Raw genomic sequence first — 13,265 nt, 5'->3', positions numbered from 1 at the left:
ACTAACGCTTCGAGTACTGCGGAGCCTTACGAGCCTTCTTGAGGCCGGCCTTCTTACGCTCGATCACGCGCGCATCGCGGCTGAGGAACCCAGCCTTCTTCAGCGTAGGACGGTTGTGCTCTGCGTCGATCTCGTTGAGCGCGCGGGCGATGGCGAGGCGCAGTGCACCTGCCTGACCGGAGGGGCCACCGCCATCAATGCGAGCGATCACGTCGTACGAGCCGACGAGATCAAGCACGGTGAATGGGTCGGTGATGAGCTGCTGGTGCAGCTTGTTCGGGAAGTACTCGGCCAGTTCACGCCCGTTGACGGTCATGGTGCCCGCACCGGGAATGAGGCGAACGCGAGCGATTGCCTGCTTACGGCGACCCACGGCTGCACCGGGAACGGTGAGTGCGGGGCGGGGTGCCTTCTCGGCAGCCTGGTTTGCAGGTGTTTCGGTGGTGTAGCTCTCGACGGCCACAGTCTCTTCAGTCACTTGAAGTTCTCTTTTCTAAAGTTTTCGAGCCGCGTTACTGCGCGACCTGGCCGATGGTGAAGGGGGTCGGCTGCTGCGCCGCGTGCGGGTGCTCGGGGCCCGAGTAGACCTTCAGCTTGCGGAACTGGTCACGCCCGAGGGAGTTCTTGGGAAGCATGCCGCGGATGGCCTTCTCGACCGCGCGATCAGGATTCTTCTCGAGCAGGTCGCTGTAGGTCACCGAACGCAAGCCACCGGGGTAACCGGAGTGACGGTAAGCCTTCTTCTGGGCTGCCTTGTTGCCCGTCAGCACGACCTTCGCCGCGTTGATGATGATCACGTGATCACCCATGTCCATGTGAGGAGCAAAGGTGGTCTTGTGCTTGCCGCGCAGAAGCGCAGCTGCCTGGGAGGCGAGGCGGCCGAGAACCACGTCGGTGGCATCAATAATGAGCCAGTCGTGCTTCTGCTCAGCGGCCTTCGGCGAATACGTACGAGTCACTAGCGTGCTGCTTTCTATCGAAATGGAGGTGTCGTGAATCCCGCTCCGATGCCCTGTCTCGATTCCCCGAGTTCAGCGACCGTGGAGGGCTCAACAATTCGGATGCTGACGCACCAAAGATCAACTCTAGCACAGCTCAGTTCTCCAGTGGATCACGCTTCGCGCGGGTGAGCGCTGCTCTGGCTGCGAGATCGGCGTCGGCCGGATAGCTGATCTCCTCCAGGCTGAGACCGTGGGCTGGCATAACGGTAAACCGACTCGTGCGCGCCCGGGCCTCTCGTAACTCCACGAGCTCCGTGATGCCGATGCGCCCGCTCGCGGTAGCGACCACGGCCCCGACCAGAGACCGCACCATTGAGTGACAGTACGCATCAGCCTCAAGCCGAGCGACGAAAACACCATCGTCGGCACGACTCCAGTCGAACTGGATCAATTCGCGAATCGCAGTGGCACCTTCACGTGCCTTGCAGAAGGAGGTGAAGTCATTGAGCCCGAGCAACTCATCCGAGGCAACCTGCAACAGCGCAGGATCGATCGGTCGCGATACGTCTGCGGTGAATCGAGCGGTCAGTGGATCACGCCTGACTCTCGGGTCGCGCACGCGGTACTCATAGCGACGGCGGAGTGCCGAGAAACGCGCGTCGAACACAGACGGCACCTCACGCACTGCATGGACCGCTATGTCTGGGGCACCGCGCCGAAGCACACCGTTGAGCCTCCGCTCGGTAAGCCCATCTGCGAGTTCGTGCGGAACATCGATATGAGCGACCTGGCCGCGGGCGTGTACCCCAGCGTCAGTGCGCCCACCGACAGTGAGGGCGACGAACTGTTCAGACAGGCGAAGCACAACGGCCAGCGCCGACTCCAGCTCCCCCTGAACCGTGCGCAGCCCAGGCTGCGCTGCCCACCCGTGAAAATCGGTGCCGTCGTATCCAATGTCTAGTCTGAGGCGAACGCTATTGCCATTGCGATGCACTACCGGCGCTCCCTTCCGTCCGTGGTCATCTTCCGCGCCCAGAAACACCGAACGCCCCGGGGCGCAAGCACCCTCGGAGCGTTCGGCTTTCGCCAACTGGAATTACTTCTTGTCAGCTTCAGCTTCTTCGGCAGCGTCTGACGCAGCTTCAGCAGCAGCGGTCTCTTCGCCAGCTTCAGCCTCCGAGACCTCGGCCTCGTCCGTCGCAGCGGGCGCCTGCGCCTCTTCTGCCTCAAGAACTTCTTCAACCTCGACGGGCGAGACGGCCTCGGCCGACTCTTCCTTCTTGGCCTTCTTCGGCTTCGGGTTGACGGGCTCGAGCACCAGCTCGATCACAGCCATCGGGGCGTTGTCACCCTTGCGGAATCCGGTCTTGATGACGCGAGTGTACCCACCCTGTCGGTGCTCAACCAGCGGCGCAATCTCAGTGAAGAGCTCGTGCACGATCGACTTATCGAGAATCTGTCGCATGACACGACGACGAGCGTGCAAGTCACCACGCTTGGCAAACTGCACCAAGCGATCGGCGACGGGCTGCAGCCGCTTCGCCTTCGTTTCGGTCGTCTGGATGCGCTTGTGCTCGAACAGCTGTGAAGCCATCTGGTTGAGCAGCAGGCGTTCGTGGGCGGGTCCGCCTCCGAGGCGGGGCCCCTTGTTGGGCTTAGGCATTGTTTACTCCGTTGAATGAAAAGTGTGGGTCGAAAACGACCGAGTACTAGTTGACGTCGTCTTCGTAGCTGTAGAACTGTGCACCGTCAAAGCCGGGCACGGCGTCCTTCAGCGAAAGGCCCATCTCGGTGAGCTTGTCGCGCACCTCGAAAACGCTCTTCTGGCCGAAATTACGAATGTTCATGAGCTGGGCCTCGGAAAGTGCAACGAGCTCGCTGACCGTGTTGATACCTTCACGCTTCAGGCAGTTGTAGCTGCGAACCGAAAGGTCGAGATCCTCAATGGGGATTGAGAGCTCTCCATCAACAACAACCTCTGCCGGAGCCGGGCCAATCTCGACGCCTTCTGCTGCGGTGTTGAGTTCGCGCGCCAAGCCGAACAGTTCGACCAGTGTGGAACCGGCCGAAGCGATGGCGTCGCGCGGTGTGATGGCGGGCTTCGATTCAACGTCGACCACCAGGCGGTCGAAGTCGGTTCGCTCACCGGCACGCGTGGCCTCCACGCGGTAGGTAACCTTCAACACGGGCGAGTAGATCGAGTCAACCGGAATCCGGCCAACCTCGGCATCTTCGTTTCGGTTCTGCGCTGCGGAGACGTAGCCGCGACCGCGCTCAATGGTGAGCTCAAGCTCGAACTGAGCCTGGTCCCCCAGAGTGGCGATCACGAGTTCCGGGTTGTGGACCTCGACGCCAGCGGGTGCTGAGATGTCGGCCGCGGTGACCTCACCTGCACCGGTCTTGCGCAGGTACGCAGTAATCGGCTCGTCATGCTCGCTCGAGACGACAAGCGCCTTGATGTTCAGAATGATCTCGGTGACGTCTTCGGTGACACCGGCGATCGTGCTGAACTCGTGTGCGACGCCCTCGAAGCGGACGCTGGTTACAGCGGCGCCAGGGATCGATGAGAGGAGGGTGCGACGGAGTGAGTTGCCGAGCGTGTAGCCAAAACCCGGTTCAAGGGGTTCGATCACGAAGCGCGATCGGTACTCGGAGATTGACTCTTCCGTCAGAGTGGGGCGCTGTGCAATGAGCACTGTGGTGGTTCCTTTCGCTGGAGTCCGCTATATGACTCATGCGGTGTGGGGAGGTGGGTGAAACGGCATCTGGAGTTTCGACTGCGCATCACCGGGCCCGAGTCGGCCTTGGTGATGCGCGGTCGAAAACTCACACGCGGCGGCGCTTGGGCGGGCGGCAACCGTTGTGCGTCTGTGGCGTCACATCGGTGATGGAACCGACCTCAAGCCCAGCAGCCTGCAGCGAACGGATCGCGGTTTCACGACCCGATCCCGGACCCTTGACGAAGATGTCAACCTTCTTCATACCGTGCTCCTGCGCCTTGCGCGCGGCGGATTCCGCAGCGAGCTGTGCGGCGAAGGGGGTCGACTTACGCGAGCCCTTGAAGCCGACGCCACCCGAAGATGCCCAGCTGATTACGGCACCGGTGGTGTCAGTAATCGAAACGATCGTGTTGTTGAACGTCGACTTGATGTGGGCTTGGCCCACAGCAACGTTCTTCTTGTCCTTACGACGCGGCTTGCGCGCCGCGCTTTTTGGTGCAGCCATTTATGTTCTCCTGAAAGCTCTGTGTAGTGGTCGCGGAACCTACGGTTACTTCTTCTTACCGGCGACGGTGCGCTTCGGTCCCTTGCGGGTACGAGCGTTCGTCTTGGTGCGCTGACCGTGCACAGGCAGCCCCTTGCGGTGGCGGAGACCCTGGTAGCTTCCAATCTCGACCTTGCGACGGATGTCTGCGGCGACCTCGCGTCGCAGATCGCCCTCTACCTTGAAGTTGCCCTCAATGTAATCGCGCAACTCTACGAGCTGCTCGTCGGTGAGATCCTTTACGCGGATATTCCCGTCGATGCCGGTATCGGCGAGAGTCTTGAGTGCGCTGGTGCGACCAACGCCATAGATGTAGGTGAGTGCAATCTCAACGCGCTTATCGCGTGGGATGTCTACTCCTGCGAGACGTGCCATTCTGGCTCCTTGCGTGGTGTGGAGGTGTGGTGCGCACCGGGGGTCCGGGCCTCCGCCCGAGGTGTCCCCCTCAGTCTGCGACTGTGGGTTCTTCGATGCGCTGATTCAGATATTCAGTTGTGGATCGGGCCTACGGCCCCGCACCCGGCAGAACGAGGGACTTAGCCCTGGCGCTGCTTGTGACGCGGGTTCTCGCAGATCACCATGACACGACCGTGGCGGCGGATGACCTTGCATTTGTCGCAGATCTTCTTAACGCTGGGCTTGACCTTCATGATGTTTCCTTCTGTGTGTTCGCTGTCCTCGTACCCGTGGGATGCCGCGGGCCGTTACTTTTCAGCGACCTACTTGTAGCGGTAGACGATACGGCCACGGGTCAGATCGTAGGGGGTCAACTCCACGATCACGCGGTCTCCAGGGAGGATACGGATGTAGTGCTGACGCATTTTGCCCGAAATATGGGCGAGAACCTTGTGTCCGTTGGTCAACTCAACGCGAAACATCGCGTTGGGAAGAGCCTCGACTACCTGGCCCTCGATCTCGATGACGCCGTCTTTCTTGGCCATAGCCTCACTATCGCTTCAGTGGGTGAATGCTGATCTTGCGAATGCTCAGACCCCTTCTCGCAGGAACGCGAAAACAGGCGCAAAGCACCAAAGAAAAATCCTATCTCGCTTCCCGCTGAATTTCAAGCTGAAGCATCGCACAATCACTCACCCGGATCTCCAATGGTGCCCGATACGCTGAGTTCATGAGTGACACGAGAAACACGGGGGATGCTTGGGTCACCGCGGCTGACGGGCAGCGATACTGGGGCCGCTTCGGCGCTGCGGGGCTGCTTGCGCACGATCCCAGCAAGGGCATCTTGCTGCAGCACCGCGTGAACTGGAGTGACCACGGGGGCACCTGGGGAATCCCAGGCGGCGCAAGACACGAGGGCGAAAGCGCTATCGACGGCGCCAAACGCGAGTCGCTCGAAGAAGCCGGGGCACCCATTCAGTCAACTGCCGCAATGTTCACGCACGTGTTCGATCGCGGCGGGTGGAGGTACACGACAGTCATCGCAGAGGTCACCAGGCCGTTTGAGCCGGAGATCACCGATGCCGAGAGCCACGAGCTCAGGTGGGTCGCGCTCAATCAGGTCGGCGCGTACCCACTGCACCCAGGTTTTGCACAGAGCTGGAGGTTTCTGCAATCTCTCGTCGGGCCCCGCCCCGCCATCGTCGTTGACTCGGCGAATGTCATCGGTTCAGTGCCGAACGGCTGGTGGAAGGATCGACGAGGTGCACAGGAGCGGCTGCGCGATCGCGTGGCGAGTGTTCTAGGAACGGGAATTCCAGCGGGCATGCTCGCCCTTGCGCAGAGCGACTACCCAGGAATCGATCGTGTCTTCCCGCTATGGACGCTGGTATCGGAAGGTGGCGCACGCGGCGTGCCGTCGGTTCCCGGGGTCAACCTCGTTGACGCACCACTCCTCGGCGACGACACCATCGTCGCCGAGACTCACCGACTTATCGCGGAAGGGCGCCGTGTCACCGTGGTAACCGCCGACGAAGAACTCCGGGAACGGGTGTCCGCTGCGGGCGCTATCCTGCGGAGCCCACAGACGCTTCTGCGACACCTCCCGGCGTGACCTTCCCAAAATTTGCTCGCGCACGCAGCGCGCAATTTACAGTCGGGCCATCTCGCTCTTCCTTACTCGAACGGCGCCGTCCTGACCTCGTGATCCTCGGCGCGCGCCGAGCAGACTCAGCGTTCGACCAAGATACCGTCTCCGTCGCACCAGACCCAAGCGCCGGGGCGGAATGACGCTCCCCCGAAAGTGACGACAATATCGCTGGCCCCACTGCCAGTCTTCGTCGACTTTGCCGGGTTCGTGCCGAGAGCCTTCACGCCAAGCGGGAGCGTGCCGATGGCGGCGCTGTCGCGAATGGCACCATTGACAATCACACCAGACCAGCCGTGATCGACGGCAAGCGCGGCGATCAGATCCCCGACCAGCGCGGTGGCAAGCGATCCGCCACCGTCAACGACCAGCACCGCCCCCTCGCCCGGGGTCGCCAACACGGACTTCAAGAGCGCGTTGTCTTGGTGACAGCTGACCGTGCGAATGGGGCCGGCAAAGCCAGTCACACCTCCAAAATCTCGAAACTGTAGCGATACGGACTGCAACTGCTCCCCCCGCTCGTCATACAGATCGGCCGTGCTGATTGTGTCGCTCACTCGGGTACCCCATTTCTTCGGACCGCGGTCCAAGTCCTCGGGCCGCCAGCTCCACGTTACAGTGCCTGATCGGCCGAGTTGCAGAAGCGCCCACTTATGATGTACATCTGTACATGTACAAATGTACATCACTCCGTTCCGAGCTCGAAGGCGACATTTCCGATGGCTGCGCTCACCGCCCCAGAACCCGCACCGCTTCGTCCGCATCGCCGAGATCCACGTGCGCGCCGCCAGGCGATCGTTGCTGCTGCCGCTGAACTGATCGTGGAGGTGGGGCCCTCACGACTCACTCACCGGATGGTCGCGGCACGGGCGGGGGTCGCGCTGGGCTCCACGACGCAGTACTTTGTCTCGATTGATGAGCTCAGGGAGGCTGCGCTTCGACTCCTGGCCGACGAAATCGAGGAGGGCCTCGTCGAGGCACAGTCGGCCCTCGCCGAGTTCGATTCGGCGCCAGAGCAACTCGCTCAGCTCATGCATCGCTTTCTGAGCGACCCCAGGCAGGTTCACGCCGACATGGCCCTCGTTACGAGCGCCACCCAAGATCCGCGATTGCGTGCCATTGCACTGCGCTGGTACGACGGCTTGGTCGAACTCCTGTCCGCCCACCTCGGACCGGAGCGCGCAGAGCTCGCAGCTATCTTCTTCGACGGCGCCACGATGCACGCAGCGTTGCACGACGTTCCGCTGAGCGCTGAGCAGCTCGCACGCCTGTTTCGCACCATCGCCCGCATGCCCGAGCCTGCCCCCCTGGCAGCTGACACACAGGAGAAGGCCCCGACGGAGGCTTCCCCATCATGACTTTCCCCTCGCTTAAGATTGTCCGTGGTTCTCGTGTGCGGCGTTGGGCCGCTGTCGCGGTGCTCACCGCCAGTCTGCTCGTACTCATGATGGATATGACGATCCTCAACATCGCAATTCCAGACATGGCAGCATCTCTCCGGCCCACATCCGACCAACTGTTGTGGATCGTCGACATCTATTCCCTGGTTCTGGCCGGACTCCTGGTTTCCTGGGCCGCCGTTGCCGACCGCTGGGGGCGCAAGCGGATGCTCATGCTCGGCTATGTCCTCTTCGGCATCACCTCCGCTCTCGTTCTGTGGGCGACATCCGCTGAGACTGTCATCGCCCTGCGTGCGCTCCTGGGGGTGGGGGGTGCCATGATCATGCCCACGACCCTCTCGCTCATCCGCGTGGTTTTCACCGACCCGCGCGAGCGGGCCTCGGCACTCGGTATTTGGGCTGCGGTGTCCTCACTCGGGGCCGCGGTGGGCCCGCTCGTGGGCGGGTTGCTCCTCGAGCACTTCAGCTGGCATGCGGCGTTCCTGGTCAACGTCCCACTCATGCTCATTGCGTTCATCGCAGGCCTATGGCTCCTTCCGGAATCTCGGGTTGCCGAGCCCGGGCGTTGGGACTGGATCGGGGGAATCCTCTCGTTTTCAGGCATGATCCTGCTGGTCTGGGCCATCAAGATCTTCGGCAAAGCTGCGAGCTTTCTGGCTCTCGAGGGGTGGATCGCGCTGCTCGCCGGGGTGGCGCTGCTCGCCTGGTTCGGCGCGCGATGCTTGCGTCGCGCAGATCCGCTGCTCGACATGCGACTGTTTCGCAGCCGGACGTTTTCGGCAGGAATCATTGCGGCGCTGGGTTCCATGTTCGCGATGGGAGCGGCCCTCCTGCTCCTTGCGCAGTGGATGCAACTCGTCGACGGGGCCAGCCCGGTCGAGGCTGGCATCCGCCTCTTTCCTGCCGCAATCGCCGGTGCCGTCGCCTCACTTGCGGCCCCACCTGTCGCACGGTGGATCGGGGCCCGGGCCGTCCTCTCCGGAGGTGTCGCCGCAGCGGGGCTCGGCCTCATCGCCGTGGGCCTGCAGCCCGGCGCTCTGTCTCAGAGCACCGTGTTTGTCGCCCTCGTGCTTATTGGTGCTGGATCGGGGGCGCTGGCAATCGGCTCTGCCATGATCATGTACGAGACCCCCGAGGAGAAGGCCGGAAGCGCCGCGGCCCTGGAGGAGACCTCCTACGAACTCGGCAGCGTGCTGGGAGTGGCGGTCCTCGGAAGTATCGCGGCGCTGCTCTATCGCGCCGAGTTTGCACGAGTGCTCGCGGCGACGCCCATCGACCCCGCGCTAGCGGCAAGTGCAGCTGAATCACTCGGTTCTGCCGTCGCCATCAGCCAGGAACTCGGGCTGGAATCTCTCTCCACCGATGCGGGTATCGCGTTTACCCATGCCCTGCAACTGACCGGGCTCGTCGGCGGTTGTATCATGCTCGGAATTGCCGCAACTACCTTTGCACTGACTCCACGTGGCACCGACGTGTCAGCGGTGCGTCACGCATGAGAGGAGCGGCTAGAAGTTCGTGCCGCTGAGCACCAAAATAAATCCGGGAATGGTGACCGCACCCACAATCCCGAGCACGAGTGCCGGGATCCACCGCAGATTCTTGGCTTGGGAGCGAATAAGCAACACGATCGAGAGGATGACCGCAACGAGCCCCACGAGCACCGCAGCAATCCCCGCTACGGGTAACACGAGAAGCGCTGTCACCATCGACCACCCGGGATCCCCGCTCGCCGCTGAGAGCAGCCCCAGTCCGATCGCAATCACCGGCACGGCGAACGCGATGATTCCCATGGTGAGGGCCGTGATCCCCAGCCCGCGAAAGGGAGGGGCTTCGGGAACGTGGGTCAGCGGCGCAGTTGACGTCATAGATTCAGACTATATCCGGGTGAAGGTGCCCAGCCCCGTGTCGTCAAACGAAGAGAGCCGCAGTCGCGATGCCGCCCCGTCGCCACCGACTTCAAAGGTCGCAGTGGCTCGCGAACCCCACGGAGCACTTTCCGAAATTGGCGAGTAGGCAAACGTCGCGCCGTCCCATTCCTCGAGTTCGAGCGCGACGCTCCCGTCGACACCGAGCCGCGTCACCAACATTTCGCCGTCACGTTCAACCGTGAGTGGCCCGAAATAGGGGCTCACGTAGTCGCCGATCAGGCTCGCGTCTGACGGGGCCGCCTCAGGGTTCGCTGGGCGATCCACATCGACCAAATCGCCAACCGGTCCCATCATTGGTCCGAAGAAGGCCCCAAAATCGGCGACCCAGTCGCGGGTCACATCTCCGAATTGCACGATGTCGAGGAATGAGGCGGAGACTGCCTCGGGCAGACCGATCGGGGCTCCATTCGTGAGCACCACGATGCCCAGGTCGAGTTCGGGAACGACCTGGAAATTCGTTGCGGCACCCAGCACAAATGCCCCTGAGTGAGAGATGGACATCCGGCCACTCACCAGTGGCGACGCGTTGAAACCATGGCCGTAGTGCGCGGGGCGCTCAATGCCCGTGGCCGGGTGACTCGACACGATCTGCGGGCTCATCGCAGCGATGAGTGCCTCGCGATCCGCGATCTGAGTGCCCTCAAGTTCACCTTCGCCGAGCAGTACTCGCAGCCACTGTGCGAGGTCGTTTGCGGTCGACGAGACTCCGCCTGCGGGAGCTTCAGCGTCGGGGTCGCGATCGAACTCAGCGACATACTCGCCATCAATCACGGCATGCAAGAGGGCACGATCGGGGTGCGAGAGAAAGTCGTCGTGGCGGGCACTCGTCGATTCCATGCCGATCGGGTCGAATACGAGCTCGGCGACGAGATCCTCCCACTCCTGGTCGCGGGCGGCCGCGACAGCTTCGGCACCAACGGTGAGGCCAAAATTCGAATAGTGATAGGTGGATCTGAAGTCGTCGAGGGGCTGCAGACGGAGGCGCTGCAAAATCGTGTCTCGGTCAAACCCCAGATCCTCGAGATCGTCGCCCGCGCCCGTGATGAGTCCCGTTCGATGCGAAAACGCATCACCAATGGTGGCCAGCTCGGTCACCGTGGGGTCGGAGTATTCGAATTCGGGCAAGAGTGTGCGAATTGGGGTCTCCCACGAGACATCACCCTCGGCGATTGCTGCCGAGACAGCGGTCGCCGACAGCGGTTTCGACAGAGAAGCAATCTGGAAGACGGTGTCGGGGGTGATCCCCTCGTTCGTTCCAACCTCGCGCACGCCGAATCCGTCAGCGAAGACCACCTCGTCTTGAAACACGACGGCAATTGACATGCCCGGAACACCTGTGGCGTCCAGCCCCCGCTGCGCGATCTCTGGAAGTTGCTCGAGTGCAATCTGAACCTGTTCGTCGAGCGCTCCCGGGAGAGTGACCGCGTCAGAACTGGGGGTGTCTCCGGCGGTCACAGCCGCGGGCTTCGTGGCCGGTGATCCGCAGCCGGTCAGCACGAGTGCGACGAGAATGGTAGCGGCAAATGCCGGACGGATACGCAATTTCACGACGAATCTACTGCCCGGCTGCCGGACTAACGACGTACGAGACCGAGACCTTCGAGCTGTCGTCCGAGTCGACGATGACGGTAAAGCCAACGAACCACTCTTGGCCGGTGAAGGAATACACCTTCATGTCCCCCATGTCCATCGTGGATTCACCCTCGTACCCCGCTGAGCGAAATTCTTCGAGCAAACGGTCAACCTCGGCCTGGTCAGTGAGGAAGGTTGCCGTCATGGTGTCTGCCGACTTCAATGACATCTGGATTTCACCGTCAGGAGTGGGAATGTCTGGCCATCCCTCCGGGAGTGCCGCGCCGCCTCCGGTATTGATATCGATCTGCCCACCGGTTGACTCTTCAGCGAGGCGCTCAATCGCCTGTTCAGTGCCCTGTTGTACCAACTGATCTATGGGGTTGGCGCAGCCCGTGAGCCCCAGGAGTAGGAGTGAACCAACTGTCGCAGAGGCAAGAAATGTGGTGAATCGCGCAGCCTGCATTGTGAACTCCGTCTCAACATGGACCTGTCTGAGTCACATCATGCCAGCCAGTCCAGGCCTCGGACAGTCCGGGCCGATAACGGTTTGTGAACGATGAGCCCGTGGGAACACCGACAGAGCCGCGCCGCGCATCCTCTCGGAAGCCAGAAATGGCTTCCTCAGTGAAGCATCAGCGTCGCTGACGCTTCTCCCGGATGCGCATGTTGAGAACGATTGGACTGCCCTCAAATCCGTAGCGCTCGCGAAGCCGACGCTGGATGAACCGGCGGTAGCCCGGATCGAGGAAGCCGCTCGTGAAGAGCACGAAGGTCGGCGGACGATTCTGCACCTGAGTGCCGAAGAGGATCCGTGGCTGCTTTCCACCACGCAGTGGGTGTGGATGCTCCTGCACCAACTCGGCAATGAAGGCATTGAATTTCGCCGTCGGAATGCGGGTGTCCCATGAGTTGAGGGCGGTCTCGAGTGCAGGAACGAGTTTTTCAAGATGACGGCCGGTGCGCGCAGATATGTTGACCCTCGGAGCCCACGCGATGTGCGCCAGGTCAGTCTCGATTTCACGTTCCAGGTCGCGACGACGCTCATCATCGAGTAGATCCCACTTGTTGAATGCGAGCACGAGAGCGCGCCCCGACTCAAGCACGAGATCGATGATGCGCACGTCTTGCACACTGATCGGCTCGGTCACGTCGAGCATGACGACTGCGACCTCTGCTTTCTCGAGCGCCGCGGCGGTGCGCAGGGACGCGTAGAAATCAGCGCCCTGGTGCATGTGCACGCGACGACGAATTCCAGCGGTGTCAACAAACGTCCAGACCCTGCCAGCAAGCTCGATCTGTTCGTCAACCGGGTCACGGGTAGTGCCAGCGATGTCATTGACCACCACCCGTTCTTCGCCTGCAGCCTTATTCAGGAGGCTCGATTTGCCAACGTTGGGTCGGCCCAAAATGGCCACACGCCTGGGGCCGTCGAGCTTTGGTTTCGCCACAGCTGACTCTTTAGGCAATGCCTTCAGAACTACGTCGAGCAGATCTGCGACACCACGCCCGTGCAGCGCAGAAACCGGGTACGGTTCGCCGAGGCCCAGCGACCACAGCGCCGCAGCCTGGGGTTCCAGTACCGCGTCGTCAACCTTGTTGGCGAGCAGGAACACCGGTTTGTTTGTGCGACGAAGCAACTGCACGACTCGCTCGTCAGTTGCAGTCGGCCCAACTCTGGAATCCACGACAAACATCACGGCATCGCACAGTTCGATTGCGACCTCGGCCTGAGCGGCAACGGACGCATCGATGCCCTTTGCATCCGGCTCCCAGCCGCCGGTGTCGACGAGCGTGAAGCGTGTGCCGTTCCATTCAGCCGGATAACTGACACGGTCGCGAGTCACGCCCGGAACGTCTTCAACGACCGCTTCTCGTCGCCCGATGATCCGGTTTACGAGAGCGGATTTTCCGACATTCGGCCTGCCGACAATAGCCACCACCGGGAGCGCCTCAGGCTGCGACTCGGTGAAACCGAGAAACTCCCCGTCTTCGCCGATGAGGTGGAGATCCTCATCCTCAAGCTCGAAAGCATCGAGGTTCGACTTCATCGCCCTCAGTCGCTCTTCGTCGGTCACGCCATCGTCGATGACGACCCCAGCGTCTTCCCCGATCATTG

Annotated in this window: 17 protein-coding genes; 3 read left to right on the top strand and 14 right to left on the bottom strand. The window is 61.9% G+C overall.

The features are described 5' to 3' along the window. Window position 1 precedes the first annotated feature (1 nt). From rpsI to infA, 9 genes are all read right to left on the bottom strand, one after another. A complete protein-coding gene (rpsI, locus tag ACTNFK_RS04165) occupies window positions 2-478 on the bottom strand; it encodes a 30S ribosomal protein S9 (protein ID WP_433646007.1) in 477 nt (158 codons plus the stop codon). Between the two features lie 34 nt (window positions 479-512). After that, on the bottom strand, window positions 513-959 hold the full coding sequence (rplM, locus tag ACTNFK_RS04160; RefSeq protein WP_433646008.1) for a 50S ribosomal protein L13: 447 nt from the start codon (window positions 957-959) through the stop codon (window positions 513-515). A 136-nt stretch (window positions 960-1,095) separates the two neighbouring features. Then, a complete protein-coding gene (gene truA / locus ACTNFK_RS04155; protein ID WP_435936185.1) occupies window positions 1,096-1,935 on the bottom strand; it encodes a tRNA pseudouridine(38-40) synthase TruA in 840 nt (279 codons plus the stop codon). A 102-nt stretch (window positions 1,936-2,037) separates the two neighbouring features. Continuing rightward, window positions 2,038-2,604, bottom strand: a complete 567-nt coding sequence (gene rplQ, locus ACTNFK_RS04150; protein WP_435936184.1) for a 50S ribosomal protein L17 — start codon at window positions 2,602-2,604, stop codon at window positions 2,038-2,040. A gap of 46 nt (window positions 2,605-2,650) precedes the next feature. Beyond that, window positions 2,651-3,637 (bottom strand): DNA-directed RNA polymerase subunit alpha, encoded by a 987-nt coding sequence (locus ACTNFK_RS04145; RefSeq protein WP_433646011.1) that lies wholly within the window; start codon window positions 3,635-3,637, stop codon window positions 2,651-2,653. 130 nt (window positions 3,638-3,767) lie between these two features. Then, entirely contained in the window at window positions 3,768-4,166 is a 399-nt protein-coding gene (gene rpsK, locus ACTNFK_RS04140) for a 30S ribosomal protein S11 (protein WP_218114936.1), read from the bottom strand. 45 nt (window positions 4,167-4,211) lie between these two features. Beyond that, window positions 4,212-4,580, bottom strand: a complete 369-nt coding sequence (rpsM, locus tag ACTNFK_RS04135; RefSeq protein ID WP_433646012.1) for a 30S ribosomal protein S13 — start codon at window positions 4,578-4,580, stop codon at window positions 4,212-4,214. Between the two features lie 161 nt (window positions 4,581-4,741). Beyond that, complete coding sequence (gene rpmJ / locus ACTNFK_RS04130; protein ID WP_009199219.1) at window positions 4,742-4,855, bottom strand: 50S ribosomal protein L36; 114 nt, start codon at window positions 4,853-4,855, stop codon at window positions 4,742-4,744. Between the two features lie 69 nt (window positions 4,856-4,924). Then, the gene (gene infA / locus ACTNFK_RS04125; protein ID WP_025133723.1) at window positions 4,925-5,146 is read right to left on the bottom strand and encodes a translation initiation factor IF-1; all 222 of its coding nucleotides are present in this window, start codon (window positions 5,144-5,146) and stop codon (window positions 4,925-4,927) included. A 185-nt stretch (window positions 5,147-5,331) separates the two neighbouring features. Between infA and ACTNFK_RS04120 the strand changes: the two genes are divergently transcribed. Next, the gene (locus ACTNFK_RS04120) at window positions 5,332-6,213 is read left to right on the top strand and encodes an NUDIX domain-containing protein (protein ID WP_435936182.1); all 882 of its coding nucleotides are present in this window, start codon (window positions 5,332-5,334) and stop codon (window positions 6,211-6,213) included. Window positions 6,214-6,329: 116 nt separating this feature from the next. Here ACTNFK_RS04120 and rraA read toward each other — a convergent pair whose 3' ends face one another. After that, window positions 6,330-6,803, bottom strand: coding sequence for a ribonuclease E activity regulator RraA (gene rraA, locus ACTNFK_RS04115; protein ID WP_433646014.1), 474 nt, complete (start codon window positions 6,801-6,803; stop codon window positions 6,330-6,332). A 162-nt stretch (window positions 6,804-6,965) separates the two neighbouring features. Here rraA and ACTNFK_RS04110 point away from each other — a divergent pair, with 162 nt between their 5' ends. Then, window positions 6,966-7,604, top strand: coding sequence for a TetR/AcrR family transcriptional regulator (locus ACTNFK_RS04110; protein WP_433646015.1), 639 nt, complete (start codon window positions 6,966-6,968; stop codon window positions 7,602-7,604). Beyond that, entirely contained in the window at window positions 7,601-9,142 is a 1,542-nt protein-coding gene (locus tag ACTNFK_RS04105; protein ID WP_435936181.1) for an MFS transporter, read from the top strand. Before ACTNFK_RS04110 ends, ACTNFK_RS04105 begins: the two co-directional genes overlap by 4 nt. A gap of 9 nt (window positions 9,143-9,151) precedes the next feature. On the opposite strand, the gene ACTNFK_RS04100 is transcribed toward ACTNFK_RS04105, so the two are convergent. The 4 genes from ACTNFK_RS04100 to der form a co-directional block, all read right to left on the bottom strand. Further along, complete coding sequence (locus tag ACTNFK_RS04100) at window positions 9,152-9,511, bottom strand: hypothetical protein (protein WP_435936180.1); 360 nt, start codon at window positions 9,509-9,511, stop codon at window positions 9,152-9,154. Between the two features lie 9 nt (window positions 9,512-9,520). After that, window positions 9,521-11,122, bottom strand: a complete 1,602-nt coding sequence (locus ACTNFK_RS04095) for a serine hydrolase (RefSeq protein WP_435936179.1) — start codon at window positions 11,120-11,122, stop codon at window positions 9,521-9,523. A gap of 7 nt (window positions 11,123-11,129) precedes the next feature. Continuing rightward, window positions 11,130-11,612 carry a hypothetical protein gene (locus ACTNFK_RS04090; protein WP_435936178.1) on the bottom strand — a complete coding sequence of 161 codons (483 nt, stop codon included), beginning with the start codon at window positions 11,610-11,612 and terminating at the stop codon, window positions 11,130-11,132. Between the two features lie 169 nt (window positions 11,613-11,781). Further along, complete coding sequence (gene der / locus ACTNFK_RS04085; RefSeq protein WP_435936269.1) at window positions 11,782-13,197, bottom strand: ribosome biogenesis GTPase Der; 1,416 nt, start codon at window positions 13,195-13,197, stop codon at window positions 11,782-11,784. Window positions 13,198-13,265: the final 68 nt, after the last annotated feature.

The sequence above is a fragment of the Leucobacter fengyongliangi genome (assembly GCF_052386045.1).
This window is presented reverse-complemented; position numbering and strand designations above follow the sequence as displayed.

Excerpts from the sequence above, each read along its gene's own strand:
- der (WP_435936269.1), bottom strand. The coding sequence starts at position 13,197 with ATGAAGTCGAACCTCGATGCTTTCGAGCTTGAGGATGAGGATCTCCAC.
- ACTNFK_RS04120 (WP_435936182.1), top strand. The coding sequence starts at position 5,332 with ATGAGTGACACGAGAAACACGGGGGATGCTTGGGTCACCGCGGCTGAC.
- rpsM (WP_433646012.1), bottom strand. The coding sequence starts at position 4,580 with ATGGCACGTCTCGCAGGAGTAGACATCCCACGCGATAAGCGCGTTGAG.
- rpmJ (WP_009199219.1), bottom strand. The coding sequence starts at position 4,855 with ATGAAGGTCAAGCCCAGCGTTAAGAAGATCTGCGACAAATGCAAGGTC.
- rpsK (WP_218114936.1), bottom strand. The coding sequence starts at position 4,166 with ATGGCTGCACCAAAAAGCGCGGCGCGCAAGCCGCGTCGTAAGGACAAG.
- ACTNFK_RS04110 (WP_433646015.1), top strand. The coding sequence starts at position 6,966 with ATGGCTGCGCTCACCGCCCCAGAACCCGCACCGCTTCGTCCGCATCGC.
- rplQ (WP_435936184.1), bottom strand. The coding sequence starts at position 2,604 with ATGCCTAAGCCCAACAAGGGGCCCCGCCTCGGAGGCGGACCCGCCCAC.
- ACTNFK_RS04105 (WP_435936181.1), top strand. The coding sequence starts at position 7,601 with ATGACTTTCCCCTCGCTTAAGATTGTCCGTGGTTCTCGTGTGCGGCGT.
- ACTNFK_RS04100 (WP_435936180.1), bottom strand. The coding sequence starts at position 9,511 with ATGACGTCAACTGCGCCGCTGACCCACGTTCCCGAAGCCCCTCCCTTT.
- ACTNFK_RS04090 (WP_435936178.1), bottom strand. The coding sequence starts at position 11,612 with ATGCAGGCTGCGCGATTCACCACATTTCTTGCCTCTGCGACAGTTGGT.
- infA (WP_025133723.1), bottom strand. The coding sequence starts at position 5,146 with ATGGCCAAGAAAGACGGCGTCATCGAGATCGAGGGCCAGGTAGTCGAG.